Origin of the sequence: Flavonifractor sp. HCP28S3_F3 (assembly GCF_052065355.1) — a bacterium.
In the GTDB taxonomy this organism is placed as follows: domain Bacteria; phylum Bacillota; class Clostridia; order Oscillospirales; family Oscillospiraceae; genus Flavonifractor.
Genome location: NZ_JBQHUF010000001.1, coordinates 243,119 through 269,442 on the forward strand (window position 1 = coordinate 243,119; position 26,324 = coordinate 269,442).

33 protein-coding genes are annotated in these 26,324 nt (G+C 54.7%); 19 read left to right on the plus strand and 14 right to left on the minus strand.

The annotated features are described in order from the left end of the window. Positions 1-6: 6 nt before the first annotated feature. Together glmS and ACTNB1_RS01240 are read right to left on the minus strand one after the other, a co-directional pair. Entirely contained in the window at positions 7-1,839 is a 1,833-nt protein-coding gene (glmS, locus tag ACTNB1_RS01235) for a glutamine--fructose-6-phosphate transaminase (isomerizing) (protein ID WP_441167463.1), read from the minus strand. Positions 1,840-1,931: 92 nt separating this feature from the next. Further along, positions 1,932-2,195, minus strand: coding sequence for a YlmC/YmxH family sporulation protein (locus ACTNB1_RS01240; RefSeq protein WP_441167464.1), 264 nt, complete (start codon positions 2,193-2,195; stop codon positions 1,932-1,934). 159 nt (positions 2,196-2,354) lie between these two features. On the opposite strand from ACTNB1_RS01240, the gene ACTNB1_RS01245 reads away from it, so the two are divergent. From ACTNB1_RS01245 to ACTNB1_RS01255, 3 genes are read left to right on the plus strand one after another with little or no spacing between them, the layout of a single operon-like run. After that, the gene (locus ACTNB1_RS01245; protein WP_441167465.1) at positions 2,355-2,864 is read left to right on the plus strand and encodes an RNA polymerase sigma factor; all 510 of its coding nucleotides are present in this window, start codon (positions 2,355-2,357) and stop codon (positions 2,862-2,864) included. Continuing rightward, positions 2,854-3,975: a hypothetical protein gene (locus tag ACTNB1_RS01250; protein WP_441167466.1), complete on the plus strand. Its 1,122-nt coding sequence runs from the start codon at positions 2,854-2,856 to the stop codon at positions 3,973-3,975. Before ACTNB1_RS01245 ends, ACTNB1_RS01250 begins: the two co-directional genes overlap by 11 nt. A 6-nt stretch (positions 3,976-3,981) precedes the next feature. Then, positions 3,982-4,323 (plus strand): hypothetical protein, encoded by a 342-nt coding sequence (locus tag ACTNB1_RS01255; RefSeq protein ID WP_441167467.1) that lies wholly within the window; start codon positions 3,982-3,984, stop codon positions 4,321-4,323. Positions 4,324-4,422: 99 nt separating this feature from the next. On the opposite strand, the gene ACTNB1_RS01260 is transcribed toward ACTNB1_RS01255, so the two are convergent. The 7 genes from ACTNB1_RS01260 to ACTNB1_RS01290 all read right to left on the minus strand — a co-directional run bounded on the left by ACTNB1_RS01260 (position 4,423) and on the right by ACTNB1_RS01290 (position 8,649). Beyond that, positions 4,423-5,040 (minus strand): MATE family efflux transporter, encoded by a 618-nt coding sequence (locus ACTNB1_RS01260; protein WP_441167729.1) that lies wholly within the window; start codon positions 5,038-5,040, stop codon positions 4,423-4,425. 18 nt (positions 5,041-5,058) lie between these two features. Next, the gene (locus ACTNB1_RS01265; RefSeq protein ID WP_441167730.1) at positions 5,059-5,457 is read right to left on the minus strand and encodes a MarR family transcriptional regulator; all 399 of its coding nucleotides are present in this window, start codon (positions 5,455-5,457) and stop codon (positions 5,059-5,061) included. A 150-nt stretch (positions 5,458-5,607) separates the two neighbouring features. Continuing rightward, a complete protein-coding gene (locus ACTNB1_RS01270) occupies positions 5,608-6,198 on the minus strand; it encodes a DUF6518 family protein (RefSeq protein WP_441167468.1) in 591 nt (196 codons plus the stop codon). 36 nt (positions 6,199-6,234) lie between these two features. Then, positions 6,235-7,299: an FUSC family protein gene (locus ACTNB1_RS01275; protein ID WP_441167731.1), complete on the minus strand. Its 1,065-nt coding sequence runs from the start codon at positions 7,297-7,299 to the stop codon at positions 6,235-6,237. Next, complete coding sequence (locus ACTNB1_RS01280; protein ID WP_441167469.1) at positions 7,286-7,732, minus strand: MarR family transcriptional regulator; 447 nt, start codon at positions 7,730-7,732, stop codon at positions 7,286-7,288. The genes ACTNB1_RS01275 and ACTNB1_RS01280 overlap by 14 nt, the downstream gene beginning before the upstream one ends. A 347-nt stretch (positions 7,733-8,079) precedes the next feature. After that, on the minus strand, positions 8,080-8,358 hold the full coding sequence (locus tag ACTNB1_RS01285; protein WP_441167470.1) for a hypothetical protein: 279 nt from the start codon (positions 8,356-8,358) through the stop codon (positions 8,080-8,082). Then, the gene (locus ACTNB1_RS01290; RefSeq protein ID WP_441167471.1) at positions 8,359-8,649 is read right to left on the minus strand and encodes a hypothetical protein; all 291 of its coding nucleotides are present in this window, start codon (positions 8,647-8,649) and stop codon (positions 8,359-8,361) included. A gap of 25 nt (positions 8,650-8,674) precedes the next feature. Here ACTNB1_RS01290 and ACTNB1_RS01295 point away from each other — a divergent pair, with 25 nt between their 5' ends. From ACTNB1_RS01295 to ACTNB1_RS01345, 11 genes are all read left to right on the plus strand, one after another. Next, the gene (locus ACTNB1_RS01295) at positions 8,675-8,860 is read left to right on the plus strand and encodes a hypothetical protein (RefSeq protein WP_441167472.1); all 186 of its coding nucleotides are present in this window, start codon (positions 8,675-8,677) and stop codon (positions 8,858-8,860) included. Continuing rightward, positions 8,857-9,087 (plus strand): hypothetical protein, encoded by a 231-nt coding sequence (locus ACTNB1_RS01300; protein WP_441167473.1) that lies wholly within the window; start codon positions 8,857-8,859, stop codon positions 9,085-9,087. The genes ACTNB1_RS01295 and ACTNB1_RS01300 overlap by 4 nt, the downstream gene beginning before the upstream one ends. A gap of 116 nt (positions 9,088-9,203) precedes the next feature. Beyond that, entirely contained in the window at positions 9,204-9,674 is a 471-nt protein-coding gene (locus ACTNB1_RS01305; protein WP_441167474.1) for a DUF4365 domain-containing protein, read from the plus strand. A gap of 41 nt (positions 9,675-9,715) precedes the next feature. Further along, positions 9,716-11,092, plus strand: coding sequence for a DUF6884 domain-containing protein (locus ACTNB1_RS01310; protein ID WP_441167475.1), 1,377 nt, complete (start codon positions 9,716-9,718; stop codon positions 11,090-11,092). A 24-nt stretch (positions 11,093-11,116) separates the two neighbouring features. Continuing rightward, on the plus strand, positions 11,117-11,308 hold the full coding sequence (locus ACTNB1_RS01315; RefSeq protein ID WP_441167476.1) for a hypothetical protein: 192 nt from the start codon (positions 11,117-11,119) through the stop codon (positions 11,306-11,308). A gap of 33 nt (positions 11,309-11,341) precedes the next feature. After that, entirely contained in the window at positions 11,342-11,614 is a 273-nt protein-coding gene (locus tag ACTNB1_RS01320) for a DEAD/DEAH box helicase family protein (protein ID WP_441167732.1), read from the plus strand. An 11-nt stretch (positions 11,615-11,625) separates the two neighbouring features. Then, positions 11,626-11,853 (plus strand): hypothetical protein, encoded by a 228-nt coding sequence (locus ACTNB1_RS01325; RefSeq protein WP_441167477.1) that lies wholly within the window; start codon positions 11,626-11,628, stop codon positions 11,851-11,853. A gap of 1,054 nt (positions 11,854-12,907) precedes the next feature. After that, entirely contained in the window at positions 12,908-12,988 is an 81-nt protein-coding gene (locus ACTNB1_RS01330; protein WP_441167733.1) for an HNH endonuclease, read from the plus strand. A gap of 215 nt (positions 12,989-13,203) precedes the next feature. Next, the gene (locus ACTNB1_RS01335) at positions 13,204-13,404 is read left to right on the plus strand and encodes a hypothetical protein (protein ID WP_441167478.1); all 201 of its coding nucleotides are present in this window, start codon (positions 13,204-13,206) and stop codon (positions 13,402-13,404) included. A gap of 24 nt (positions 13,405-13,428) precedes the next feature. Continuing rightward, complete coding sequence (locus tag ACTNB1_RS01340; RefSeq protein WP_441167479.1) at positions 13,429-14,181, plus strand: hypothetical protein; 753 nt, start codon at positions 13,429-13,431, stop codon at positions 14,179-14,181. Between the two features lie 51 nt (positions 14,182-14,232). After that, on the plus strand, positions 14,233-14,475 hold the full coding sequence (locus tag ACTNB1_RS01345; protein ID WP_441167480.1) for a hypothetical protein: 243 nt from the start codon (positions 14,233-14,235) through the stop codon (positions 14,473-14,475). 500 nt (positions 14,476-14,975) lie between these two features. Here the strand turns inward: ACTNB1_RS01345 and ACTNB1_RS01350 are convergent, their stop codons facing one another. The 3 genes from ACTNB1_RS01350 to ACTNB1_RS01360 all read right to left on the minus strand — a co-directional run bounded on the left by ACTNB1_RS01350 (position 14,976) and on the right by ACTNB1_RS01360 (position 18,299). Then, positions 14,976-15,953: an NADH:flavin oxidoreductase gene (locus ACTNB1_RS01350; protein ID WP_441167481.1), complete on the minus strand. Its 978-nt coding sequence runs from the start codon at positions 15,951-15,953 to the stop codon at positions 14,976-14,978. Next, positions 15,937-17,349, minus strand: coding sequence for an MATE family efflux transporter (locus ACTNB1_RS01355; RefSeq protein ID WP_441167482.1), 1,413 nt, complete (start codon positions 17,347-17,349; stop codon positions 15,937-15,939). The genes ACTNB1_RS01350 and ACTNB1_RS01355 overlap by 17 nt, the downstream gene beginning before the upstream one ends. A 161-nt stretch (positions 17,350-17,510) precedes the next feature. Continuing rightward, complete coding sequence (locus ACTNB1_RS01360) at positions 17,511-18,299, minus strand: MerR family DNA-binding transcriptional regulator (RefSeq protein ID WP_441167483.1); 789 nt, start codon at positions 18,297-18,299, stop codon at positions 17,511-17,513. Between the two features lie 105 nt (positions 18,300-18,404). Here ACTNB1_RS01360 and ACTNB1_RS01365 point away from each other — a divergent pair, with 105 nt between their 5' ends. The 3 genes from ACTNB1_RS01365 (at position 18,405) to ACTNB1_RS01375 (ending at position 20,715) form a co-directional block, all read left to right on the plus strand. Further along, positions 18,405-18,662: a TIGR03905 family TSCPD domain-containing protein gene (locus ACTNB1_RS01365; protein WP_441167484.1), complete on the plus strand. Its 258-nt coding sequence runs from the start codon at positions 18,405-18,407 to the stop codon at positions 18,660-18,662. Positions 18,663-18,759: 97 nt separating this feature from the next. Further along, on the plus strand, positions 18,760-20,274 hold the full coding sequence (lysS, locus tag ACTNB1_RS01370; protein ID WP_441167485.1) for a lysine--tRNA ligase: 1,515 nt from the start codon (positions 18,760-18,762) through the stop codon (positions 20,272-20,274). 150 nt (positions 20,275-20,424) lie between these two features. Then, entirely contained in the window at positions 20,425-20,715 is a 291-nt protein-coding gene (locus ACTNB1_RS01375) for a DUF6809 family protein (protein ID WP_441167486.1), read from the plus strand. 6 nt (positions 20,716-20,721) lie between these two features. Here the strand turns inward: ACTNB1_RS01375 and ACTNB1_RS01380 are convergent, their stop codons facing one another. Further along, positions 20,722-21,594, minus strand: coding sequence for a hypothetical protein (locus ACTNB1_RS01380; protein ID WP_441167487.1), 873 nt, complete (start codon positions 21,592-21,594; stop codon positions 20,722-20,724). Next, the gene (locus ACTNB1_RS01385; RefSeq protein WP_441167488.1) at positions 21,584-24,613 is read right to left on the minus strand and encodes an RNA dependent RNA polymerase; all 3,030 of its coding nucleotides are present in this window, start codon (positions 24,611-24,613) and stop codon (positions 21,584-21,586) included. The genes ACTNB1_RS01380 and ACTNB1_RS01385 overlap by 11 nt, the downstream gene beginning before the upstream one ends. A 122-nt stretch (positions 24,614-24,735) precedes the next feature. Here ACTNB1_RS01385 and ACTNB1_RS01390 point away from each other — a divergent pair, with 122 nt between their 5' ends. Together ACTNB1_RS01390 and ACTNB1_RS01395 are read left to right on the plus strand one after the other, a co-directional pair. Continuing rightward, the gene (locus ACTNB1_RS01390; protein ID WP_441167489.1) at positions 24,736-25,812 is read left to right on the plus strand and encodes an AAA family ATPase; all 1,077 of its coding nucleotides are present in this window, start codon (positions 24,736-24,738) and stop codon (positions 25,810-25,812) included. A gap of 201 nt (positions 25,813-26,013) precedes the next feature. Continuing rightward, positions 26,014-26,322, plus strand: coding sequence for a plasmid mobilization protein (locus ACTNB1_RS01395; RefSeq protein ID WP_441167490.1), 309 nt, complete (start codon positions 26,014-26,016; stop codon positions 26,320-26,322). Positions 26,323-26,324: the final 2 nt, after the last annotated feature.

Below are 26,324 nucleotides of genomic sequence, written 5' to 3' on the forward strand. Positions count from 1 at the left end.
TCCTCCTCACTCCACCGTAACCGACTTGGCCAGGTTACGGGGCTTGTCGATGTCGCAGCCACGCTGGAGTGCCACATAGTAGGCCAGCAGCTGCATGGGCACCACCTCCAGAGAGGGGAGCAGCAGGGGATGGGTGTCGGGGACGGCAATAACGTGGTCGGCGGTTTTGGCCATTTCAGCCGCCCGGCTGCGGGTGGTGAGGCCCAGTACGTCGGCCCCGCGGCTCTTGACCTCCACCACATTGCTCATAGTCTTTTCAAATAGAGCGCCGTATCCCGCCAGGGCCACCACCAGGGTACCCGGCTCGATGAGGGAGATCGTACCGTGCTTCAGCTCACCGGCGGCATAGGCCTCCGAATGGATATAGGAGATTTCCTTCAGCTTGAGGGAGCCCTCCAGACCTACGGTGTAGTCCAGGTTGCGGCCGATAAAGAACATAGAGGGGTGATTGAAATAGATGGAGGCGAAGTACTGAATGTCCTCACGATCCCTCAGAATCTCTTCCAGCTTGTCGGGGATGCGCTGGAGCTCCTCCAGAATGGTGTGGTATTCCTCCTGGGAGATGGAGCCCAGCAGATCAGCGCAGTACAGACCGATGAGGTAGACTACCGCCATCTGGGTAGAGTAGGCCTTGGTAGTGGCTACGGCGATCTCGGGACCTGCCCAGGTGTACAGTACTCCGTCACTCTCCCGGGCGATGGTGGAGCCCACCACATTGACGATAGAGAGTACCTTGGCCCCCAGCCGCTTGGCCTCCCGCATGGCGGCCAGAGTGTCAATAGTCTCACCGGACTGGCTGATAACCAGGGCCAGAGTCTTGGAAGATACGATGGGGTCGCAGTAGCGGAACTCAGAGGCCAGGGTGACCTCCACCGGCTTGCGCAGCAGCTTTTCCAGAATATACTTGGCGTTCATGCCCACGTGATAGGAGGAGCCGCAGGCGATGACGCACAGCTTGTCCATGTCCTGGATGTCCTGGGCAGTGAAGGACAGGCCATCCAGCACCACTTTGCCGTCCTGGATGCGGGGGGAGATGGTCTTGCGGATAGCCTCGGGCTGCTCCATAATCTCTTTGGCCATGAAATGCTCGTAGCCGCCCTTTTCCGCTGCGGAGATCTCCCAGTCTACGTGGTGGTGTTCTTTCTCCACCGGGCGCAGGTAGGAATCGTATACCCACAGATGATCGGGGGTCAGCTCGGCGATCTCCCCGTCGTCCAGATAGCATACCTCACGGGTGTACTTGATCAGGGCGGTGACGTCACTGGCCAGATAGTGAGCACCCTGGCCGTAGCCCAGGATCAGGGGAGAGTCCTTGCGCACCGCGATAAGCCGGTCGGGGCAGTCCGCGCACAGGATGCCCAGGGCGTAGGCACCCTGGATACGGCCCAGAGTCTTGACCACTGCCTCCAGCAGATCTCCCTTATAATAGTACTCCAGCAGCTGGGCCACTACCTCCGTGTCGGTCTGGGACACGAAGCGGATTCCCTCCGACTGGAGGAATTCCCGCAGGGTCACATAGTTTTCGATGATGCCGTTGTGGACTACGGCGAACCGTCCATCCTGGCTGACCTGGGGATGAGAGTTGATGTCGGAGGGCTCCCCGTGAGTAGCCCATCTGGTGTGCCCCAGACCCAGGGTGCCGTGGACGGTACTGCCGTCCTGGGTCAGGTCACAGAGCACCTGCAGCCGCCCCTTTGCTTTTTCTACCTGGAGCCCTAGCTGCTGGTCATACACCGCGATACCCGCGGAATCATATCCGCGGTATTCCAGGCGGGACAAGCCGTCCAGCAGGATGGGAGCGGCTTCTTCCCGACCGACGAATCCTACGATACCACACATGTGCGTTCCTCCCGGCACTTTGACTTAAAAACAATTATACAGTATAACACGAATACAGGCATTAGACAATGGAGGAACTGCGGAAATCTCCCTCACTCTCGCAGCCGTTCCCGGCGGGACAGACCCCGTTCTACCAGAATGGTGTCCGCACCAAAGCGCCGCACAGAGGACCAGGGAAACAGGGTGTCCTCCCAACGGCCAAGCAGTCCGAAGAGCCGCAGGCGGCCGGGTACGATGAGCTGAGTTACCTGTCCGGTCTCCAGATCCACCTCCACGTCGCCCACAAAGCCGTATCTGCTGCCGTCAGCCACATCGATGATCTCCTTATAGCGCAGCTCCGAAACCCGGCATCTCACGATCCAGCACCTCCATATCCGTTTGATTCTTTTATATGCGCCCCGGTAAATAATCAGACGCCGGAAAGGCTGTGATCCTTAGGTCAAAGTTTTCTGAAAAATCTGAAACTATCTGATGCCGAACTGAGTCTTACTATACGGAAGGAGGTCATTCACCGCATGCAGCTGCAAAAAGAACAGACACATTTATCAGACGCGGAATTTCTGGAACGGATCGAAGAGCGGGGAGACTCCTTCTATCGAGTGGCTTATGGATATGTCCGCAACGCGGAGGATGCCAAGGATATCGTGCAGGAGGCGGTGTGCAAGGCCTATGTGGGAAAGGACCGCCTGAAGGACCGGGAGAAGTTTTATCCCTGGTTTTACCGCATTTTGACCCACACAGCCGCAACCTATCTGCGCAGGCATGCCCGCGCCGCAGCCTGGGACGAGACGCTTCTGGAAATCCCGGTCCAGGAGGAGGAACGCTGGGGTGATGCTATATGGGTCAAGGAATCTCTGGCGGGCCTGGAGTCCAAAAGCCGGGCAGTTATTGTGCTGAAGGTCTATGAGAATATGACCTTTTCAGAAATTGCACAGATCCTTAAAAAATCAGAAAACAGTGTAAAATCCCTGTATTACCGCGGTTTGAAAACATTGAAAGAAAGGATGCAGATCCATGGAGGATAAGTGGAATGTTGACGTTGACATTCCGGAAGATCTGGAGGAAGTGATCCACCGGGGGCTGCAGGACGGGAAAGCGGCGGCGGCCCGCCGGCGCAGAGCCAGGCGGCTGGCAGGCCGTTCTCTGTGCTGTGTCGTGCTTGTGGTCGCTGTATTCGCAGGAGGGGTTCATCTGTCGCCTGCCTTCGCCGCCGCCGTTCGGGAGATCCCGGTGATTGGCCACCTGGTCAGAGTGTTCGGCGAGAATGAGCCGCTGGTCCAGGGCGGCAGTCAGGCAGGGGAGGGCACAGTGACGCTCACCATGGAGCGCAGCGGGGACACAGAGCAGATGCGGCTGGAGTTTCCCGGAGCAGACGCCTCCCTGTATCAGGCGGAATTTGCTTCCTATCCCAAAACGGTCACCATTACACTGCCAGGCACCGATGGTGTGGAGATTCTCTCCGAAATCTCCCGAGCAAAGGATACCAGCCAGTACATTAAGTCGGTTTGCCAATTGCCTGGGGTTGCTGAAGGTACCACGGTGATCCAGCTGGAGCTGGAGAGCGATGCTGATGTGCAAATTCAGGAGTACCGGGATCCCGGCAGCCTGGTGATTCGCCTGACACCGGCGGAGATCCAGCTGGATACGGTATACTCCGTGCGCACGTTGTCCTATAACGCAGACGAGCTGCCGGAGATTTTGGCAAGCTATGGGAATCAGTCTGTCCGAATCCTGCGGGATGAAGCGGGCCTGTTCTTCCTGGAGCTGGCGCAGTATGCCGTGCCGGAAGAGGCGGAGACAGCTGCCGGGAAAGCCGGACTGCTGGTGGAGAAGCGCACAGGCAACAATGTGCCGGTCTCCTTCCGCAGCATGGAGGAATATGAGAGCAGCCGGTTCCTGGACCAGTTCTATGAGGTGCTCATTCAGTCTGACAAGATAGGGACTGTGCTGGATTTCATGGATCAGCATTTCAGCCAGGCTACTGAGCAGGAGCAGGACGAGATGCTGCGGGGCCTGAGCGGTCTGCTGGAGGACTACGAAGACAACGAAGAAAAAGTGGATTGGCAGAAGGTAGCATCCTTCTACCAGATGGCCGAGGAAGCGCTGCCGGACTTTGTGCAGCAGAATGTGAGGTAAAGAAATATGAAACGCAGAATTTATATGATGATAGCCCTGGTACTGCTGGTGACGACCCTGGCAGCGTGCGGGTCTGCAGGCGGCGGCAAGCAGAGCCCAGAGCCGCAGAGCTCGCCCACAGAGTCCGCTCCCCAGGTGGAAGGCAAGGTAGTCCAAGGGATCATCAACAAGATAGACAGCTATCTGGTCCTTCTGACCGACGATGGCGAATACCATATTATGGACTACGGAGAAGGGGTCACCATGGACGGTTTTGCTGAAGGCGATAAGGTGGATGTGACCTATACCGGGGAACTGGACGTGGATGGTGCCACACCGGTCATTACCTCCATTGTGAAATCCAAATAAAAAATGTATATGAAAGCGGGCCCGCCGGACGATCCGACGGGCCCGTTCTGTTGCTGAAGTTGTCTCGCTGAGGCGGATGTGGCATCAGTTCAGTCCCAATCATCTTTCCTGTGGCGTGCAGTTTTTCTGCTGTGCGGCCAAGGTCTTGAATTCTCTGGATACCAGGAAAACGGATACCACAAAGGCAATAAAGTCTGCGATGGGACCTGCCAGAAGCACGCCGAAGATGCCGAAACGAAGAGGAAGCAGAATGACCAGAGGAATCAGAAAGAAGACCTGCCGCGTCAGAGAGAGCAGCAAACCTTTGAGGGCTTTTCCGATGGCAGTAAAAAAGTTGGAGGAGAGCAGTTGGACGCCGTTGACCAGGACCATGAAAAGAAAGGTCCGCATAAATAGAATGGCAAATTCAAAGTAGAGTGGCTCTCCATTGCCGAACAGGGAAATAATAGGGGCGGGAAAGAACTGAAACAGACAAAATCCCACTGCAGATACGACAAAATTCCACACGATGGCTAGGCGGTATGCCTGTCGTACCCGGTCATATTTTCCGGCCCCGAAGTTAAAACCGATAATAGGCTGTACTCCCTGGGAAATACCAACGATGATGGCAAGCAAAATGGCGTTGGTTTTCATTACGATACCGCAGGCGGCCAGTGGAATATCCTCCCCGTAGACCGAGAGGGCTCCGTAATGTGTCAGGGAGTTATTCAGTACGATTCATATGCCAGCGGATTTTCAGACATCAAACTCATCTCCCGCCCGAATAACGCCCTGTTTCTCTGCAATCTCCCTGCCTATTTGGGCCAAAGCGGATTGAAAATCAAGCTGAGCTCGTGCTGTCAATCCATGTAGTAAAACCGCTTCTGTTTCCTCACAGGCTGCGCGGACCTGATCGCAGATGGCCAGGGCGCGGTGCGTTGGGTAGAGCCGCCAGGTCCGCTTATCCTGTTCACAGGGAGTACGTGTTAGGAACTGCTTTTTCTCCAGAGCGGCTACCATACGCACCACATTGCTGGGGTGAACGTAGACGCTGTTCAGCGGGGAATCCCGAGAGGTTCTCGGATGATCGCAGATCTTTAAAAGGTAAATATGTTGACTGCTGTTGATGCCAAGAGGAGCTAGCCGCTCGTCCAGATATGCTTTGGAAAAGCGGTCAGCAACAGATAACTAGTTTAATAACTTCATATATGTCGCCTCCATCGCAGTTTGTTGCTGATCCTTCCTGGCAAGGAAGGTATCCGCCCTTTGCCGGAAGAGCCAGCTTTCTACAAATATCAGCTTCTATCATTGCGGGTGGGAAGAGGAGGTACCGTTACATGATCTGCGCTGGCTTATCCGCTTGAAAAAGAGAAAATAGAGCAAAACACCATCTATTATAAAGTCATAAAACCTGAATCCATCAAAAAGAATGATGCTGGACAGCACCGACACCAGCAGGATTCCTATGCTGATCATTTTAGGGAAAACGCCGTTTTCCTTTGTGCTCCAGGCAAAATAGGCAAACAGGGGGGAGCAGCAGGCGAAGATCGTCCATCCTATAATGTAGGTACGGCTGTAAACTCCTTCCGTCAGCACAGCTGCCCCATAATAGGTCAGCAGCATTCCAATGCAGAAGGGAAGAATATTGCACATGGCGGCTCTTTTCGTACGGCTATATATAGAGATCAGTACGCCGAACAGAATCCAGATTGCCAGCTGAGAAAAAACGTTGCCCAAATTTGTAGTGTAAAGATCCAGCCATCGGCTGAACATGCCCAGTAGGAATCCGATCATCAACATTCCAAGGGGATTGAGTATAATTCTTTTCCTTTTGCCTGCCAGCCGTGACTGTTTCATAGCGTGCCCTTTCTTAGCGAAAAATGGTGATGCACTCATCTCAGGTCTCCTGATGCCGATGGGCAGTTTTTGCGCTCATTCCTCTTCTGGAGCGGGGAGCAGTCTTACCGCTGCCAACCGGTGAAAAGCGGCTGCAAACACCAGGCCGAAGGTTGCACCCAGAAGAGTATCCACAATGCGTAGAATCACGGCTCCCTGGAGTCCGTAGATTCCGGTACCCAGCATCAGCGCGCCAAAGCAGTTCATTGCCGTCTTATACCGGTAGTCGGTGCAGAAACCCAAACACAAGCCGCCCAACGGCCCCATCAGAGGGTGGAAGGCTTCTGGTGTTACCTGATAGAGCACAAAAAATGCGCAGCAGCCCGCCACTGCCCCTACAATACGTTGCCGAAAACGGATGGCAGTGCTGCCGGAGTACGGGTATTCGGAGAGCAAAGAGGCACAGGCGAATCCCATCCACATGAACCGCTCCACATGGAATACCTGTCCGGCGGACAACACCAAGCTTACACCGAGCGCCATGCGAAACTGCCACAGATAAACTGGTGCGGATAAATCAAGCTTCCTTATTACATGGTGAAAACGGGTTGTTTTGTGCTGATGCCGGTGTTTGGCGAACAGGATTGCGCCGCAAATCAAATAGCCCACCAGAGCCATGAGCCCACGGCGAATGAGAGCCTCGCCAACTACTGGATTGCCTGTCAGATAGATATAAGCGAAACTGTATAAACCGCCGTTGCCCATCTCAGGCCGCTGGGCAGTCATATAAACCAGGGCAAAGAAGGCAGCGAAATGCAGCGGAATCAGAAAGAGTGGAGGAAGCACCATTGCCGCAGAAGGGGCCAAGACCAAGATAGCCAGAACTGCGGCCAGAGCTATGAGAGAGTCGCCGATGCAGTACTCAAAATTGACGAAGCGGATACCCAACATCATGCAAAACAGTGCAACTGCCAGCGGAGTATTGTCTGTGCCAAATACCCTGGCCAACAGGCTGATAAATACGATAGCAAAGGCTACGATCAGCACAGAGCGCACTGCCATGGCGATCCAGTAATAAATCTTCTCCTGCTTTGTATCGCAAACGGAAATTTTTCGTTTCAGCACGGAAGGATCCATCTGAAGCGCGTCATAAAATTTCATGGTCACGGTTTTTACCCTGTCCTTTCTCAATATGTGTGGCCAGCTTATCCGCGTACAGCATAAATGACTCGAAATCATCGCTACAGCTGCGCCACAGGTCATAGAAGGGCTGTAAGATACTCTCATATCCCTTTTTCAGTTCAGTGAGTCCGGTCTCTGTGATGAATAATTGATAGCTCCGCTCATCTGCGACTTGCCGCTGCTTGCGAACACAGTCCTTTTCGTATAGTGCTTTCAGGCAGCGGCTCACAGCCTCTATTTTCATGCCGCTGCTCTGACTGAGCATAACCGGGGTGTTCTGATCCGGCTCCAGATACAGGTGTGCCAGAAGCTCGCATTCACTGGCGGTCAGTGTGGTTTTTCGCATCGGCAGCAGGGAGCGCATAACCTTTTGAAGCTGTTTCTGATAATGCATCATGTCGGTCCATTCCATAACATCACATTTCCTTCTGGTAGTTAACTCTGTTAAGTATATGCTCGCGACCGTTCTCTGTCAAGAACTTTTAGATAAATGAGTCTAAAAATGAAAACGCTCCCCGTCCTTTGCTGGCGCCTTTCACCGGCTTAGACGGGGAGCGTTTTTTCAACTCTGATTGCTTGTATAGTAACTTTGAAAGCAGAATTTGGTTGCTGCACGTGGTCGGAAATCAGGGGGCTGTCCTTCATGATATAGGCGCCCTCCAGCACCAGCTGGCATAGACGATCATGGTGAAGATTTGCCGTAGTTGAGCATGTGGTCCATGTTTTTCAGCAGAGAGGTGTCGGGAGCAGCATTGACCATCAGGTCCTTGAAGGTCTCCACCTGCTCCAGGAACTTTTGACGTTGGGCAGTTCCACACCCTGATAGGCCCGGCGGTAGTCAGGGAAGGTGACTTTGGCCAGACCGACCATGGTCTGGCGGAACAGCTTGGAGTCATCCTTGGCGTCGCCCTGCTTGAGAATATCGCGGTCGGTGATGGGGTACTCGATCATCTCGTACTCGCCCACCCGGGCCACGCCGAAGATGGGGGTGTCCATGTCCTTGACATAGTTGTAGTGCCGGTCCCGGGAGTGCACCACTCAGAAAGCCCACTGGCCGGTCTCGCTGGCCACTTTGGAGGCGATCTGGGCGTTGTCGATGTAATACTTGTTGCCGTTGGCTACATAGCCGCCCTTGCCGTCGGGGGAGATGGTGGCCACATTGAAATACAGGTCCGCGCCATGCTCCTTCTCGGACATGCCGAAGGCAAACATATGGCCGTCCAGCGGCTGATCGAAGTTGTGGCCGTGGATAGGCTCTATGCGGATGCCGGAACAGACAGACGAACTCCCAAAGCAGGACTTCGTACCTGTTGAACCGCCTCGCTGCATGCCTGGAACTGGGTGCATCAGCTAGTTGCGGGAATACTTCTGGGAAGGACGCTACTCTCCCGTGTGGCCGGATGGGAAAAAGCACTCCCGGAATGTCTACGCCAAGACCCGTGAGGAGTGTGAGGAGAAGCTGAAAGCACTGATCCTGGAGATAAAGGTAGAGATCGCCGCCCTCCGCCCTGGGGTGAGTACGGAGTATCCCGATGGGTGAGTCCCAAAAAGAAGGCCATCGCCACCTATCTGCGGGAGCACCCCGGCGTGTCCAGCAAGGCTATGATTGCCAGAGAATTGCAGATAGACCGCTCTACGGTACAGCGGTACTACGATGAGATTCGGGAGAAATTTCAGCGGCAAGGATGGAATGGAAGAAAACCGGGAGGGCTGCGCCTGAAACAAGCACAGCCCTCCCAATTTCTGATGGATCAATTTCATGGCTGACTGTATATTTTCTCTGCACGAAAAGTCTGCTACTTGCCGAATATAGAAAGGGACGGTATACTGAATATTATAGCAAAAAATTTGACGAAATTCCCTGTGAAGGGAGGATAGAGAAGATGCCAAATACCATCTGGTCCAAACTTTCACATTTGCAATTGGGCCGATACGCTGAGTACTATGCAAAAATGGAGTTTGCATCCTATGGATATGATGTCTATACCTCCGAGGTAGATGATCATGGCGTCGACTTTGTGGCCAGGAACCCGGTGGATGATCGGTACTATGAGATTCAGGTAAAAGCCGTACGGAATTTGGACTACGTCTATATCCGAAAGGACAAGATGGTGCTCTCGCCCCAGCGGCTGGTGTGTCTCCTGCTATTTGAGGATGGTACTTTGCCTGCATGCTATGTGATTCCATCCCAAGTCTGGAAAGCGCCCAATGTGCTGTTTGTTGACCGAAACTATGATAAGCCAGGCCAGTGCAGCAAGCCGGAATGGGGTTTGAATCTCTCCAAAAAGAACCTGCCGCTGTTGGAGCCGTATCGGGAGAAAGCGTATTTTGCGGCACAGGATTGCAGTACTTGAGTAATTGATTCAGAGAAAATGAATTGGGAGGAATCAACCCCATGAAGATCGCGCTGATTTCCTGCAGCAAATTGAAGACGGATCGCCCATGTCCTGCCCGGGAGCTGTATGCGCCCAGTCGGTTGTTTTCTCTTTCTTACCAATACGCCAGGCGGAACGCGGACAAGGTCTATATCCTGTCCGCAAAATACGGCCTGGTGGAAGAGTCGGATGTGATTGCGCCCTATGACCTGACCCTCGCCGACCTTCCGGAGCACAGGCAGCGGGACTGGGTTAACTATGTACTTACACAGATGGGGGAGCGGTTTGATCTGGAGCGGGATACCTTCCTCATCCTGGCGGGGCGGCGCTACTATCAGCACCTTCTGCCACGTCTACCTCACGCGATTCTTCCTCTGGGAAATCTCCCTATTGGAGAAAGAATAGCTTTTCTGCAGCAGCAATTGGCAGATTCAGCTCCGTGTGATAACGCAGCATCCCGCTGTCTTCGGCTGCACCAGCATCTGACCGCACTGCCCAGATATACCTGGGAGGAGATCGATGAGGTGCCCTTCCGGAACGGGATTTATCTGGTTTTTGAGGAGGGAGAGACTTACCGTGAGATGCCCCGCATTGTGCGGGTGGGTACCCATACATCCACTGACCGCCTGCGGCAGCGACTAAAAGACCACTTCGTGCGGGAAAACCACAACGGTAGTATTTTTCGAAAAAATATCGGGAAGGCCCTGCTGAATCAAACCGGCGATCCTTACCTTCCGACCTGGTCGCTGGATACCTCCCGGTTCCCTTATAAAGGGATGGAAGATCCGCATCGGGAGCGAGAGGTGGAACAGGCAGTCAGCCGGTACCTGAGGACACACATGACGTTTTCCGCATTTGAAGTGGAAACGCAGGAGCAGCGGCTGCGTCTGGAGGAGGGGATCATTGCCTCTCTCCACCAAACGGAAGATTTTCAGGCCAGCAGTGCCTGGCTGGGCCGATTCAGTCCGGAGAAGGAGATCCGGGAGAGCGGCATGTGGCTGAAGCAGGGGTTGGACGGAATCCCTTTGGATGATGAGGAACTGGAGGCATTGGAATGCAAAGTGCCCGGTACCACCCGAACAAAACCTGCTACAGTCCCAGCGCCAACGCTCTCCCGGGCCAATCAAGCTGCACAGGCAGGACAGAAGGTGGGGACAGCGGAGATCGTTCGTTATATTCTCCGGACGCTTGCTCAGCATCAAGCGGAGGGTGAGACCAGTTGTATGCTGATTTCCGGTGAGATTCACAAGACCATGGGCTTGAAGAACAAGATGCCCTCCGTCTGCAACGCTATGTATCAGGCCATGGACCCTGGAGACGTGGTGGTACAAACCACCCCCAGCGGAAAAAGTTCCACCATTCAGATCTGCTACCAGTTGGCGGGCCGGTCTTTCTGAACGAAATAGAAAAAAGGAAGCATTATGATAGGAGAGAGAAGTGAGATCACATCCAGCGGGCGGATCACGCCACGCAGCGGTGTCAATGACCGTGTACCATATGAGCACCAGAATAGGGCCATGGAGTGTATGGATCAAATCAATACCGATGCGGCGTTCAGCACATTAGTGGTGCTGCCCACCGGAGGCGGAAAGACCTATACCACCGCGCTGTGACTGCTGCATAATGCCGTTGACCGACATAAAAAAATTCTGTGGATGGCCCACCGGCAGATGCTGCTGGATCAGGCGGCAGAGGCGTTTCAGAAGTACGCATACACCGAGACGATTCCCCGCATCTCCGGCTTCCGCTACCGGATCATTTCCGGTTCCGGCAGTCACGGCAGAACCGTTGACATCCACACGGATGACGACCTGCTCATTGTCAGCAAGGACAGCATTGGCCGCAATCTGTCTGCACTGGACGAGTGGCTTGCCAGGGAGGAGAAACTCTTCCTGGTGGTAGATGAGGCCCACCACTGACTTATCGGCGGGTGATCGACTATGTCCGGTCCAAGGTGCCCCATGTGAAGCTCATCGGTCTGACCGCTACTCCCTTCGGCACAGCGGAGGAGGAGCAGGGACTGCCGGGTAAAATCTACACGGACGGTGTGAAGAACAATGTGGTGGTGCACAATAATGTAGGCATCACCTATCAGATCAGTCTGAAGGATCTGATCAGCCGCAGGATCCTGGCCAAGCTGGTGTTTGAGAGCTACTAGGCGGAGGAGCAGTATGGCCAGACCATTGTTTTTGCGGTAAATGTAGACCATGCGATCGCACTGAATGCACTGTTCCGAAAAGAGGGGATTGCCTCGGACTATGTGGTTTCCTCGATCCGGGATGCGGTTACCGGCGTGACCATAAGCCGGGAGGACAATGAGCGGAAGCTGCAGGCCTATTGGGATGGAAAACTCTAGGTTCTCATCAATGTCAATATCCTGACGGAGGGTGTCGACCTGCCGAAAACCGGTACAGTCTTTCTGGCCCGTCCTACCGTCTCCACCATTCGGATGACCCAGATGGTGGGACGCGCTCTGCGCGGGTCCGCCGCAGGAGGAACGGATACCGCCTATATTGTGTCCTTTGTGGATGACTGGGACGAGCATATCGCCTGGGTTAATCCCGAGAGCCTGTTTGAAGGAAATAACGAGTTCTCGGACGATATGTCAGACCGCATTCAGAGGGAGATCCGCATGATATCCCTCTCCAAAATCGAAGAATTTGCTACGATGCTGGATAACTCCATCGATACCACTGCCCTGGAGAAAGTGCCTTTTACCCAGCGGATCCCCGTGGGGATGTATGCCTTTTCCTATCTGGAGGAAAACGGCATGGACCTCTCCTGTCAGGTTATGGTCTATAACAGCACGGTAGAGGCCTACCGCCAGATGATGGAGAATTTACCCGCCCTCTTTTCCAGTTTTGGTGCGACGGAGGAGTATTTGCCCCAGGAAGTTCTGAGGCAGATGGAGCGCCAGTGCCGGAATACCTATTTCTGCGGCGAAATGATCCCGCCCTACTCGGCAGATGATGTGGTGCGCATTTTGAAATACTATGCCCAGTATGAGGTCGCTCCTGCCTTCTATACCTTTGATCATATTGACCGCAGCCGACTGGATGTGGGAGCCATTGCCAAACACATTTGGGATGAGGACATGGGGCAGAGGAAAGAGGCGGAGTATGTGGAATCGCTTTGGAACCGGGGGGATGACAACCTGCTGCGGCATGGAAGCGGCCAGCCGTGTTCCCTTCCAGGAGGATCATATCCTCCCCATGAACAAAGGTGGAAAGAGCGTGCCGGAAAATCTGCAGATCCTGTGCCGCAGCTGTAACGGGCGCAAGGGAGACCAATAATGGGGCTTTCTTATACTGCTTTGGACGTGGCGTACTGGTCGCTATACCTTCGAGAAAAACCATGGATTGACCGGGAATTTTCCGTGATTCAGCGTGATGCCGCCGATTGAGGTGCCCATCTCAGTGAAGAATTCTTTCTCAGTGATTTCTCGAATTTGGATTTGTACTTCAAAGAAGTGCGATTCCGCTTGCGATTTTTCTCGGAATGCGGTTATGTGCGCATCAAGCTGCGAACCCTGCTGAAGCAGTATGGATACCGCCGCCGCTCTGCCAAGCTGCTGGAGCATTTGGAGCAGTGCATGGCATTTTATCAGTTGCAGCCCTATCTTCGGGGCGGGATCCCCTGTAAAATGAGTGAGATATCAATAGGTGAGATGGTGGTGTTCCGCCTGTCGGAGGAAGAACATCCATCATGAGCGTTTGAAAGAGTGAGGGAATGTATGCAGGATCGATATGCGGGCGACATTGGTGATTTTGGGAAATTCGGACTTTTGAAAGCGCTTCTTGCAGAGGGGTTTTCTTTGGGCGTCAACTGGTATAAGGCGGAGCCGCCGGAAAGTGAACGCGACAAAGAAACTGGCGGTTTTCTCCATAAGGATGGAAAACATCCAATCCATCCGGAGTATTTCGTGTGTGACGAACCCCTGGCCAGTGCGTTGCAGAAAATCTCAGAAAGTGATGCACGCTCCATCGCACAGCTGGAACAAGCAGCCCTGCTGGATCCAAACAAAACATTGTATTATCACGAAGTGATTTCCGTTGCTGGCCGGAGTCAATGGCACAAAGATGCACTACAGGCGCTCGAATCCTGTGAATTGGTCTTTTTGGATCCGGATACCGGTCTGAATGTGAAGAGCTGCGGGAAAGGAAAAGCGGAAAGCGTCAAATATGTATGGGATCATGAACTGGCGGACTATCTGTGCCGCGGGCAAAGCGTAGTGTTCTACCAGCATCGGCACCATAAAGCACCGGAAGTCTATTTCTCGGAATTCAGGGAAAGGTTTTTGGCCATGGAAGGCGTTGCTCATAAACCTGTTTTTGTTCTGACCTGCCCGAAGAGAACCGTGCGGGATTATTTCCTATTTGCGGCCAACGAAGAGCATGCTGTCTGTATTTCTTCCGCCCTGCGCAAGATGGTCAGTGGCCCGTGGGGGGAAATGGGCCTCTGCCGGATTGAGAAGTTTGAAAGTTAACAAAATATCTTGGATCGGGTTTAGGTCTCTGGAACTCAGAACGTCCTCTATGTGCTGGAGGAACAACGTCTGGCGCATAAAGTGGTCGTAGGCACTGGCTGGGTCACCGTCAAACCCAAGATTCCGAAGAATGCCCCTCAAATCCTGAGCCGCAGTAAACAAAAAAGACGGGCACTCCCGAAAGGGGGTGCCCGTCAAGTGGTCAAAATAGAAATCCGTCTGTGGTATTTCTGTGGTCAAATGAGAAATCGCCGCAGTTTTCACTGCGGCGATTTCCAGTTTTGGTGGACCTAATCGGGATCGAACCGACGACCTTACGGATGCGAACCGTACGCTCTCGCAAGGTGGTAAGTTTTCTGCCCACGGACTGCGGTGTATGGTCTGCAAAAAACGAATCATGTAGTAGGTGTTTTCTCTGCAAATTTCATCTGACGCAGCGAATAAGGTTCTAAACTTTACAGAGGAACATTGTTCACCATTGGTATTTTGGAGTCCTTCTGTATGTAGCCATTCAGTATATCCTGGTTATGCCATGCTGACACAGATTCCGGGATATGAACCGACGGCACTCAGCGAATACTTTCAAAAGGGTTATCGGGTGAATAGCCTTATTCTCTTTATGCATTATAATTCTTAAGAAGACCCCCGAAAAAATCCGGGGCTCCACACTTTTTTGACATAGGTGTGGAGTCCTGGTGCAGACTGTTTACGCAAAAAGCGTTCAGCAGCCGTTTACGGCAAGCCAAACGCTTTGCGTGCTCCCCTAAAATGGGGATGAACATGAAACAAAAAACTCAGTCTGCCCAGTGGGGATTTTTGAAGATTGCCCGGCCTACGCCGATGAGGTCGGCACAGCCCTCCTCCAGAAGGGCCTCAGCCTGGGCTGGAGTGGTCACTCCACCGGTCAGAAGAACAGGAAGATGAACCGCCTGCTTCACAGGAACAGACAGATCCCGGAAATACCCGGGTTCCCCGTGACCGGGGCGAGTAAAGCCGTTCATGCCACCAGTGAGATGAAGGAGATCCACACCGCTGTGCTCCAGCAGCTGACAGGCCTCCACACAGTCCCGGGCGGTACTCCCTCCGGCCTCATAGTCACAGCCACCCAGCCGCAGGGCAATGGGAAAGTCCTCGCCTACAGCCTGGCGAACTGCCTGGATGACTTCTCGCTGGAAGCGGATGCGGTGTTCCATCGACTGAGGACCGTACGCATCGGTTCTCTGGTTGGCCAGCGGGGAGAAAAACTGGTTGAGGAGATAGCCGTGAGCGGAGTGAAGTTCTACTCCGTCAAATCCCGCCTGCTTGGCCCGAAGGGCCGCCTGGGCAAACCATTCCGTGACCTGCCGGATCTGCGGAAGGGTCATCTCCGCAGGCAGTTCTTCCCGCTGCTTGGGGTGATAGATTGAGCTGGGGCCAACAGGAGGCTGCCCGGTGGTCTTAGACAGTGCCGCCGATCCCGCATGACTGAGCTGAGCAACGACTTTGACTCCCTCCTGGTGGATACAGTGGGTGAGACGCTGAAGGGAAGGAATCGCATCATCGGAGGCGATAGAGGTCTGACCGGGATGGGCCTTGCCCTGAAGGTGGATATAGCTGTGTTCCGTGATGATCAGGCCGATTTTGCTGTATTTGGCCCGTTCCCGGTAATATTCGCATACCGCATCGGTCACATAGCCGTTCTCGTCGGCCTTTGCGGTAGCCATAGGGGGCATCACCAGGCGGTTCGGCAGGGTCAGGTTCCGGATCGTAATCGAATCAGACAGGTGTGCCATAAGAATAATCCTCCATAGAAACAGGATGGTGTTGTTTGGATAATCGGGCCGTTTTTCTCCATTCCGCTAAGCCAAAGGCCAGTGCCAGCACAAAGGCGCAGGCATCCCCCACCGGCCCAGCCCACAAGGCGCCTTCTACCCCGAAAAAGCGGGGCAAAATCAGCAGGGCCGGCAACAGGAAAAGCACCTGCCGGGACAGGGAAATCAGCGTGGCCTGCACCGGCTTTCCCACTGCCTGGAAAAAGGTGCCTGTGCACAACTGGAACCCGTTCAGAAGGATCAACAGCAGGAAGATCCGCAGGCTCTTGACTGCAAATTCTTGATAGAGCTCGGACTCCGAACCAAAAATACTGACGATGCGGTCAGGGAACAGCTGAAACACAAGGGTTCCTACGCCCATGACCAGTGTGGAACAGATAATGGCTAAAAGGTAGGTTTTCTGGGCTCGGTCCGTCTTTCCGGCTCCATAGTTATACCCGATGATGGGCTGAGAGCCCACAGAGATCCCGATGACAATGCCGGTAATGATCTGATTAACCTTCATGGTAATGCCCAGGGTGGTCATGGGAATTTCCGCGCCGTACTTGGAGGCTGCGCCGTATTTGACCAGCACATTGTTCATCACGGTAATTACAATGGTGGCTGCCAGCTGAAGAAAGAAGCTGGAAATTCCAAGGCTGCAAACTCTCCCGCACAGCTTCCACCGGGGGAGCAGGCAGTCCGGTGTCAGGGTGATGCACCGGAACCTTTTCAGGTAAAGTAGGGTCATGACACAGGAGACGACCTGCCCCAAAACCGTTGCAATGGCGGCCCCCCTTACCCCCATATGAAAGACAAAAATAAACAGTGGATCCAGAATCGTATTCAAAATTGCTCCGCTCAGTGTGGACAGCATGGCGTAGACCGGGCTTCCATCGGCACGGACAATGGAGTTAAACCCCATGCTGAACATGTAAAAGGGGAAGCCTAATACAATGATGTACCCATACTCCAGAGAGTAGGACATGGTGGCATCCGTGGCGCCGAACAGGACGCAGAGGGGCTTTAGAAACGCCAGAGACAGGGCGGTCAGCACAATGCTGACCACCACGGTCAGGGTGATGGCATTGCCAACGCCCTGGGCGGCCCTCTGACGGTTCTCCTGCCCCAGGCACAGACTGAAATAGGCAGTGGTGCCGTCTCCGATCATCAGGCCAAGGGCCAGGGCAATCACAGTCAGTGGCAGGATCACATTGGTTGCGCCGTTTCCCAAATAACCTACGCCACGGCCAATAAAAATCTGATCTACGATATTATACAGGGTACTGACCACCATGGAAATGATGCTGGGCACGGCAAAGGTGCCAAGCAGCTTTCCGATCGGCTCATACCCCAGGGGATTTGTTTCCGCCTGCATGGTTCTTCTTCCTCCGTTTTGATTTTGATTTGGCGGGAAAAATCCCCGCAATACGCAATCATAAACTTTCCCATTATAGGAAAGTCAAGCGGAATGTTTGGGGGTAGAAAAGTTTTTTAAAGAAAGAGGGCACCGGGAAAAACTCCCGATGCCCTCTTTTGTCAAATTGGTTCCTGCAGCTCCAGCGATGGCCCCTTCAGATCAAAGTAAGCAGAAGTCAGATTGGTGATCATAACCTGGTTTGCCTTGGGATGCTGGACAAAGCACTCCGAAATCAGTGTATCCATGTGATCCAGCGCCTGTGCCGGCTTCTGCTGACAGAGATAGTCCCCTTCAGGCAGCACTTCCAGGTTGGCAATTCCATCCTCCTGCTGGAGCACCTCCAAAAAAATGTCGGTATTGATGCGGTCTTCCTGCCGCCGGACAATCAGACCAATGGGAAAGGTAAATGCGGGCAACAAGCCCAGAGATTGTCCCCGAAGGAAGATTTTTGTGGAGCTCTGTTTGAACGCCAACTCTCCGCCGGAGGGGATGAAGGGTTCCCGCAAAATAAGCCGCCGGCGCAGATGCCGTTGATAGACGCCCTCCTGTTCCTGATAGCGTTGGTTTTCTTCGATCCTGCGGAGTGCCTCCTCCATCTGCTGCATGGTATTGCGGAGGTGGGCAAGCTTTTCCAGGGCCTTTTGTTGTCCATCCTGAAGCAGATGCCGGATGTCCAATGTCTGGTTAGGCTGTCGGTATTGTTCCGCATCGCGCAGGGGGATGTTCAACTCCAGACACATGAGAATCATGTCCATCTCCACCAGCTGCTCCAAGGAATAATACCGATAGCCCGTCTCCGGGTCGGTATAGGCGGGAATCAGCGCGCCGATCCGCTCGTAGTACCGCAGCGATTTGGGATGTACATTGCGCAGCTTGGCAAAGTCGCTGATGGAAAGATAGCCCTGCATTTGTGATTCCTCCTTGATTGCCCCTTGACTTTCCCATTATGGGAAGGTCTATTCTGTTATTATACAGCAAATCGTCAAGGATTGCCAGAGACAGGAGAGAACCGTATGATTTATGAGACCAAAGGCACCTGTGCCAAAGAAATTAAATTTGAAGTAGACCATGGAGTGATCCGGTCGGTGGAATTTGTGCTGGGCTGTCCCGGCTTTACTCAGGCGCTCAGTCGTCTGCTGGTGGGAATGCGTGTGGAGGACGCGATTGCGAAGTTGAAAGGAATCCAGTGCCTGGATAAAGGGACTTCCTGCCCGGATCAGTTAGCCCTGGCGCTGTCGCAATGTCAGGAATTTGAAGAAAATCAGTCTTGAAGTGGAGAATTCCTCCCATTACCGTGCGCTTTATGAAGAAACAACCGCATGGGCAAAGTAAAGTGACTCAGGACTGAAACAGCAAAGGAGAGTGTATATGGCTGAATCCATCCATGAAACCAACAGCCAGGGAATCACACAGGAGACTTCTCAGCAGAGGCTGATTCGTCGGGAGAAGTTGATCAAACTCCAGGAAGAAGGCAATGATCCCTTCCAGATTACCTGTTACCAGTTAGATAACGACTCCGCCAACATCAAGGAGCACTTCGACACCCTGGAGGGCAGCCAGGTGTCCATCGCTGGACGGCTCATGTCCAAGCGGGGCATGGGCAAGGTCTCCTTCTGCGACCTGCAGGACAAGTCCGGCCGCATCCAGCTCTACGCCCGGAAGGACGAGATGGATGAGGAGGAGTACAACCGCTTTAAGAAGTACGACATCGGAGATATCGTGGGAGTCAAGGGCGTGGTGTTCCGCACCCAGCGGGGCGAGATGTCGGTGCGGGTGATGACCTGCACCCTGCTGAGCAAGTCCCTGCTGCCCCTGCCGGAGAAGTTCCACGGCCTGACCAACACGGAGTTGCGCTACCGCCAGCGGTATGTGGATTTGATCGTCAACCCGGAGGTGAAGCGCAACTTCATCATTCGCTCCCAGTTTATCAAGCATGTCCGGGACTTCATGGACGGCCGAGGCTTTGTGGAGGTGGAGACCCCTGTTCTCAACACCATCTCCGGCGGTGCCACTGCCCGTCCCTTTATCACCCACCACAACACCCTGGACATCGACATGTACATGCGTATCGCCACCGAGCTGCCCCTGAAGCGGCTCATCGTGGGCGGCATGGACCGGGTGTATGAGATGGGCCGCATCTTCCGCAACGAGGGCATGGACCCCAAGCACAACCCTGAGTTCACCACCATCGAGCTCTATCAGGCCTATGCCGACTTTAACGACATGATGGACCTCTTCGAGGACCTGCTGTCCTCTGCTGCCCAGAAGATCCTGGGTACCTACCAGGTGGAGTGGCAGGGCGAGAAGATCGACCTGACCCCCGGCTGGCCCCGCATGCCCATGCACGAGGCGGTGAAGCAGTACTGCGGCATCGACTTTATGGCCATCACCTCCGATGAGGAGGCCGTGGCCGCCGCCAAGTCTATCGGCGTGGAGCTGCCTGAGACCGCCGACAAGACCTGGGGCAACGCCCTGTATGAGTGCTTTGACCAGAAGGTGGAAGAGAAGCTCATTCAGCCCACTTTCATCACCATGCATCCCGTGGATGTGTCCCCTCTGGCCAAGCGCTCTCCCAGCGATCCCCGGCTCACCGAGCGCTTTGAGCTGTTCATCTGCCACAGCGAGATGGGCAACGCCTTCTCCGAGCTCAACGACCCCATCGATCAGCGCCAGCGCTTCCAGAAGCAGGTGGAGCTGCGGAACAAGGGCGATGACGAGGCCGGTATGATGGACGAGGACTTCCTCACCGCGCTGGAGTACGGTATGCCCCCCACGGGCGGCCTGGGCATTGGCATCGACCGGTGCGTCATGTTGCTGACCAACTCCGATACGATTCGTGAAGTCATCTTGTTCCCCACCATGAAGCCTGTTTACAAGGAATAGCACCATTTCGTTTACTCGTTGTGCGATTAGCAGATGGCTTTTCCGTGGATAGGAAAGTTGGAGTTGACTATTCTGGAAATTTTGAAAATATAATAGTGGCTATTTCCCTTAACCTGTGCTATTGTGTCTTGCTACAAGGAGGCGGGGCACATGAACGAAACTTTGAGATTGCTGTACGACAAATTCTACACCCCTCTGCCTATGGTGGAATCCGAACAGGAAGTTGAAACCTGCCACCGGCAGCTCATTGAGCGGTTGGACAAGCCGGAGCGTAAACTGGTGCTGCAGATCATCGACGCCCAGAACCTGATGATAGAGCAACGCTCCGTGGACAGCTTTATCTGCGGATTCCGTCTGGCATGGGAACTGGCATATGAACTGAATCATTTTGAAACGAACAGGCATCCATCTCCAGCGGAAGAAGCGGAGATAGACGCCTGATTCTATCTACTCAATCACAATAGATTCCCCCAGCCGATACCGGCACAGTCCAAAGCCTGTTTCAGATCGCTCTAAAATGGTCTCCGGGATTTGTTTCAGATACTTCCGCCCAAAGCTGGTGGTGCCGAAATATGCGTCAAAGTTGGCCACCGGCAGCACCACCCAGTCGGAATCCTCCGGCTTATTGGCAAGGTAGTAGGCTGCCAGCGTCTCCACCATCTCCACGGGAACGCCCTTAGGCGTGCGGCTGTGAAGTTGCTCTACCAATGCGGGTGGAAGTATCGGATCCTCCGTCCGGAGCGGCCCCAGTTCCAGAGCCTGGGCCAGAAAACTGTCAAACCGCAGGCCCCACTGCCCCTTGGTGGTGGGGGCGAACAGGGGAATCTGCATCTGGATCACCTTGTCCCGCCAGGCCTGGTCAAAGCCTTTTTCAATGGCGGCACACTTCTTCTGGGCACTGCTGGACACCCTCTCCGGTTTTTCCTGCACAAAGGTTGCCACCCGATGCACATGCCTATGAAACCATCCGCTGCCGTTTTCATCCACAAGGCTGGGGAATTCCGAATGAAGTTCCCCAAAATCACTGCCAAACTGCCACGCCTCCCGGGGCGTGGCTTTTTTGCTGTCCGGCACACTGCACCAGGCGCACAGGCCCCGCTTGGCATAGTCGATACGCTCCCGGGGCAATTCCGCCAAACTGCCGTCCTCATTATGAAACAGAAATCCTCTTGCCAGGATGGTCAGCACCCGGTTGAGCCCCTCGAAATCAAGGATGGTGTCGAATGTGAACCGGCCCAGATAGGTGGTGTCCTGCTTGTTCCGGGCGGTGTAGTTTACCACACAGGTGTAGTCCTGAAATTCTTTCCATTCATTCAGCATGGTCCACCTCCAGAACATGTTCCTCAATGTGGTCCGGCAGCAGATCCCACAGCAGGTTCCGCTTACCCAGAGCCACCACATAGGGGGCCGCCAGGCTGGGCCGGACGATCTTGTTCAGCAGCTTGCGGCAGGCCCTGGACACCACGGCCCGCTCGTTGCCGCTGAAGGGGGCAGACAGATAGGCCTCCATCATCTTCTGGAAGGCCGGGGAATCCGCCGGGCGGCAGAGCTGCTTCCGTTCCCGGGCCGCTTCCAGATCGTCGATGTCGCAGACCAGATCACCCAGCAGACGGAACCCGCCGTGGCGGAAGTCGGTCAGGAGATCGTAGTAGTCGGCTCCCTCCGGCAGATGCTCCCGCAGAAATGTTTCTCTCTGCCCTTCTGCCATCAGGTGCCACTGCTGTTCCACGATGGCCCTTCGCAGAGCGGCAATACGCTCCGGGGAAAGCTGTTGGAAGAAGGCGTACAGCTCGTCGCTGTCGTAGACCTCCTCCTGTCCTCTGGCGTAGAGGATGCGATCAATGTCCGTTTTCCGCTGCTGCCCCTTGGCTGGGGCGCGGCAGGCCCGAATGCGGGAGAGACAGTGCTCGTAGTCCCTCAGCAAGGCAGAGACAGAAGAAAGAATGTTTTGGTTCAGATGTTTTTTCCAACTTCGTTCCTGGGCGAAGGTGAATAGTTCGCCGTCCTTTGCCGGTTTCTCCTGAACTTTCGGTGTGTTGCGCTCCAACTGGCGGGCCAGCCAGGGCAATCGCTCCACCGGGGAGTCCACCGTGTCCCAGTTGATCCCAGCAAAGAAGGCCTCCAGCCGCTCCCGGTGGGTGGGCTCATACCAGGCGCGGCGGCGCTCCTCCGCGCGCTCCAACAGATATTTGTACTGGAGGAAAGGAGTGCGCTTTACCTTCCGTCCGCCCAGAAATTCATCCAGGTTGGGCCGCACACCGGTCTTGGCCGCATCGATCTCCAGCCCACTATAGATGGCCAAGGCTTCCAAGTCCCGGCGGTATCGCTTGCGCTCCTCCGGGTCGGTATGCTCGTTGTAGGCGATGACGCTACGATCCAGGGCGGCGTTGCAGATCTGTCCGATGCGGGCAGCAAAGGTGTTCTCCACCGTCTGAAACCGGGCCTGCCAGTCGTTGGCGTCGGACTTGGGTGCGGACAAGGATGGAATTTTCAGCAGGGGCAGGTTGGCGTTGTTGGAGAGCTGCTGATGGACATCGTAATCATAGTTCCGCTTCACACAGCGGTTCAGGATGGGATCGGCAATGGTCTTGATAAGGTCGCCGTCATAGTCCGCACCCCCCAGCCGCTCCGCTGCCAAACTGTCTGCAGACACCATGACCACATCGGTGAGGTGGCCCAGGTAATGCTGACGCAGTGCGTCTCCCTCTGGGTACACGGACAGCTGCAATTCCTCGTTCCGGGCGATGTGGGGATTGCGGAGAAGGGTACAGCTGTCCTCGTGGTCATAGGCGGCACCAGGCGCAAAGAAACTGTCCTCCGCAAAGAAATCTCCCAGCACCTGATTGCAGAAGTCCCGTTCACCGGGCAACTGGAACACACGGGGCGCAATTAACTGCCGCAGCAGTTCCAACAGATCACCGGAGAGAAAACGGTTGTCCCCTGACACCAGCAACCGCCCAACGGCGTAGCCTCGGAGGATCTTCCGGGCCTGTCCGTCCAGCTGTTCCACGTAAATAGGCTCGCGGATAAACTTCGGGTTTTTCTCCAGCACCCGGGCCATAATGTGCGCGCGGCTCCCCTTGGGTTGGTTCAGGCCCCGGCAAAAGTATTCCTGCTGATATGCTTCATTGGCACGAAAGTTATAGTAGGCCGTCTCGGTGGCCTTGGTCAGCCATTGCCGTGGATCATCCGCTGGACTGTGGTCCCAGCCCTCCGGCAGGTCGGCGGGGCGGAACTCCTCCGGCTGAATGGAGAGGGTGGAGAGAAATTGATAATTGAGTTCTACCAGTTTCTCTGGCTCCGTCTTACTCAGGTTGGTGATGTACAGGGCGTGGTTGTAGTCCCGAAAGGCGTCCCAGTAGTCCTCCCAGGTCATACCGTTCTCCCGCAGCCATCCGTATGCCTTGAACTGACTGCGGGTGAGAATGATGTCCACACTGCGGACGGGGTGTGCCTTGCCCCAGATGTCCACGATGCTCTGGGTACCGCTTCTCTTCAAGAAGTCCTTGAAATCCACCTGATGGAGCATCCCCTTGATGTAGGGCATCCGAATCTGGAAGGAGGTGTGGGTGTGGCTGCCGCTACAGGCCTTGTCCACCACATCGGCATACTCTTTGGAGATGAGACCCACGCCGTCAAAGCGGGTGATGTCCAGATCTTCCAGCGTATCTGCCCGGTAGAAGGTTCCCGGCTCTCTGCCTTCCCGCAGGGTGATGACAGGGGCTCGCTCCACTCTCTTTGATGGATTGTCTATGACGATGACCCGGTGATTTTTGTCAATGCGAATGCCGTCCACCCGGGTTCCGCTGGAGAACATGAGACCATTGTAGGCGTAGAGTTTGCTGAGCTGGCAGCGATCCAGTTCCATGTTCAGCATGATCCGCTGGCGCATGGGCTCATACAGATCCGCCCGGATAAAGGAGAGACGAGACTGACGGCTCATGCTGGCGGAGCGTTCAAAAGCCACATAGCGGTGTGGGCCGCTGCCGAAGTCCAGAGTGATCCCCTCGGGACGGAACATGTCTCTGGCCTTCTCCCGGCGGGCCTGCTGCGTCCTTCCGGTTCCACGCCGGTCAAAGATCCCGGCGAAGTCCATATAGAACAGCACATCGGAAAGCGCTGTGACTTTCTCATCGCTACGCTCCCGCCAGCCCTCCCCGTGGAGTTGGTACATCAGCTGGTGGAACATAGCGCAGCTGTCCTGCTCGTGCCTGGCTCCCGGTACCTTGCAGTGCTCGGTGGCGCTGCGGTTCAGGGTAAAGGTGAAAACGCCGTCTTGCTCCGCGGCATAACTCATCACCGCCCGGGCAGAGAGTTCGTAGATCTGATAGGTAGCCATTGGCTCACCTCCGTTTGCTCTATTCTACCACAAACCATTTCAAAATCAAAATGAATACTACTCCCACTTCTTTTGAGGTGGGAGCTTTTTGTATTCAAATTCTTGAAATGGAGGTACCAAACATGAACAACAAAATGAACCATCCCCTGATCACAGTGGACGGCAGAACCCTGATGGATCGTCCGCTGGAGCCGCCCAATTTTGTGGTGGATACCCTGATCTCTCAGGGTCTGCACATCCTGGCTGGCTCACCAAAGGTGGGCAAGTCCTGGCTTGCTCTATGGCTGGCGGTGACAGTTGCCAAGGGAGAACCGGTCTGGAACATGACCACCAAGCAGGGCACCACCCTCTATCTCTGTCTGGAGGATTCCGTCCTCCGCATCCAGAATCGGCTCTTTGAAATCACGGAGGATGCACCAGACAGCGTCCACTTCTGTACCGAGTGCGCCCACATCGGCCAAGGGTTGGAGGAACAGGTGGACGCATTTATCGCCGCACACCCCGACACCGTGCTGGTCATCATTGACACCCTGCAGATGGTCCGTCCGATCCACGACGCCACCTACGCCAATGACTACCGGGATCTATCTGTGCTCAAGCGGCTGGCGGACAAGCACGGCATTGTCATCCTGCTCATCCACCATCTGCGGAAAGAAAAGGCGGAAGATGTGTTCCACCGGATCTCCGGGACCACTGCCATCAGCGGCGCAGTGGATTCCAGCTTCACACTGGTGGAAGAAAAGCGGGGCAGCGGCAGAGCCAGACTGACCTGCGTAGGCCGGGACATCGAATACCGGGAGCTGGAGCTTCGACGCAGCGAGGAAAATGTGTGGGAGTTGGTTTCGGACAGCAGAGAAGAACCCGTGCTGCGTGAGGATCGGATCGTCGTTCTTCTCTCTGCTTTTATGAGCACCAGAACAATATTTATCGGCACTCCCACGGAGCTCTCCGAAAAGATCGACCCTGACAGAATCGAAGGGGTAACGCCCAAAAAGATTTCAAGGCTGATCCTGCAAAGCGTTGAGGCCCTAAGAAAAAACGGAATTCAGGCAATGGTGCGCCGCAGCAACGGAAAACGAGTGATTGAGCTGCGCCGTGCCGATAGTGCCGATTTGGAGGGCGCCGGAGAAATCGTCCCTATCGACCCTGTCGAGGCGCTGTGCGGTGATTTGCGGGCGGTTTCCAGGTGCGGCGAGTAAACTCCCGCAAAGCAAAAGAAACGCCGTGTTGGGCCGCTTGTGGCCGAAGGAGGAGCGCGGGTGTTCGGCGCGGGAGAATCACCTCCTTGGAGGTGGCCAGCATCGCGTTTGTCTGGTCACCGGCAAAGCCGCCGCCCGCCTTCCGCATAATTTCCGGGCAGAAGCCCGGACCCACTTTATCTGTGATTTGGAGGAAACGACATGAAAAAAGATATCAAATTCAGCACCAGGATGGCATCCAAAGACCGGGAGGCCATCAAGGAATTGGCGAAACGCTCCGGGATGTCCATGAGCGATTATGTGACAGCCTGCTGTCTGGGAAAGCAGGTTGTGGTCGTCGATGGACTAAAAGAAGTGCTCAAGGAGCTGAAGTCCATCGGAAGAAATCTGAATCAGCTTGTCACCCTGGCGCACATGGGACGCGTCACGGTGATCAACCTGGACGGTGTACGCCAGGCGTTCTCTGAACTCTGCGCTGCTGTCCGGCTGATCCTGGAACGAAAGCGGTGATG

Coding starts and splice junctions, on each gene's coding strand:
- glmS (WP_441167463.1), bottom strand. CDS start 1,839: ATGTGTGGTATCGTAGGATTCGTCGGTCGGGAAGAAGCCGCTCCCATC.
- ACTNB1_RS01365 (WP_441167484.1), top strand. CDS start 18,405: ATGATTTATGAGACCAAAGGCACCTGTGCCAAAGAAATTAAATTTGAA.
- ACTNB1_RS01275 (WP_441167731.1), bottom strand. CDS start 7,299: ATGAAATTTTATGACGCGCTTCAGATGGATCCTTCCGTGCTGAAACGA.
- ACTNB1_RS01255 (WP_441167467.1), top strand. CDS start 3,982: ATGAAACGCAGAATTTATATGATGATAGCCCTGGTACTGCTGGTGACG.
- ACTNB1_RS01310 (WP_441167475.1), top strand. CDS start 9,716: ATGAAGATCGCGCTGATTTCCTGCAGCAAATTGAAGACGGATCGCCCA.
- ACTNB1_RS01330 (WP_441167733.1), top strand. CDS start 12,908: ATGAACAAAGGTGGAAAGAGCGTGCCGGAAAATCTGCAGATCCTGTGC.
- ACTNB1_RS01290 (WP_441167471.1), bottom strand. CDS start 8,649: ATGCAGCGAGGCGGTTCAACAGGTACGAAGTCCTGCTTTGGGAGTTCG.
- ACTNB1_RS01355 (WP_441167482.1), bottom strand. CDS start 17,349: ATGCAGGCGGAAACAAATCCCCTGGGGTATGAGCCGATCGGAAAGCTG.
- ACTNB1_RS01360 (WP_441167483.1), bottom strand. CDS start 18,299: ATGCAGGGCTATCTTTCCATCAGCGACTTTGCCAAGCTGCGCAATGTA.
- ACTNB1_RS01245 (WP_441167465.1), top strand. CDS start 2,355: ATGCAGCTGCAAAAAGAACAGACACATTTATCAGACGCGGAATTTCTG.
- ACTNB1_RS01305 (WP_441167474.1), top strand. CDS start 9,204: ATGCCAAATACCATCTGGTCCAAACTTTCACATTTGCAATTGGGCCGA.
- ACTNB1_RS01270 (WP_441167468.1), bottom strand. CDS start 6,198: ATGAGTGCATCACCATTTTTCGCTAAGAAAGGGCACGCTATGAAACAG.
- ACTNB1_RS01350 (WP_441167481.1), bottom strand. CDS start 15,953: ATGGCACACCTGTCTGATTCGATTACGATCCGGAACCTGACCCTGCCG.
- ACTNB1_RS01315 (WP_441167476.1), top strand. CDS start 11,117: ATGATAGGAGAGAGAAGTGAGATCACATCCAGCGGGCGGATCACGCCA.
- ACTNB1_RS01395 (WP_441167490.1), top strand. CDS start 26,014: ATGAAAAAAGATATCAAATTCAGCACCAGGATGGCATCCAAAGACCGG.
- ACTNB1_RS01380 (WP_441167487.1), bottom strand. CDS start 21,594: ATGCTGAATGAATGGAAAGAATTTCAGGACTACACCTGTGTGGTAAAC.
- ACTNB1_RS01375 (WP_441167486.1), top strand. CDS start 20,425: ATGAACGAAACTTTGAGATTGCTGTACGACAAATTCTACACCCCTCTG.
- ACTNB1_RS01280 (WP_441167469.1), bottom strand. CDS start 7,732: ATGGAATGGACCGACATGATGCATTATCAGAAACAGCTTCAAAAGGTT.
- ACTNB1_RS01390 (WP_441167489.1), top strand. CDS start 24,736: ATGAACAACAAAATGAACCATCCCCTGATCACAGTGGACGGCAGAACC.
- lysS (WP_441167485.1), top strand. CDS start 18,760: ATGGCTGAATCCATCCATGAAACCAACAGCCAGGGAATCACACAGGAG.
- ACTNB1_RS01340 (WP_441167479.1), top strand. CDS start 13,429: ATGCAGGATCGATATGCGGGCGACATTGGTGATTTTGGGAAATTCGGA.
- ACTNB1_RS01250 (WP_441167466.1), top strand. CDS start 2,854: ATGGAGGATAAGTGGAATGTTGACGTTGACATTCCGGAAGATCTGGAG.
- ACTNB1_RS01385 (WP_441167488.1), bottom strand. CDS start 24,613: ATGGCTACCTATCAGATCTACGAACTCTCTGCCCGGGCGGTGATGAGT.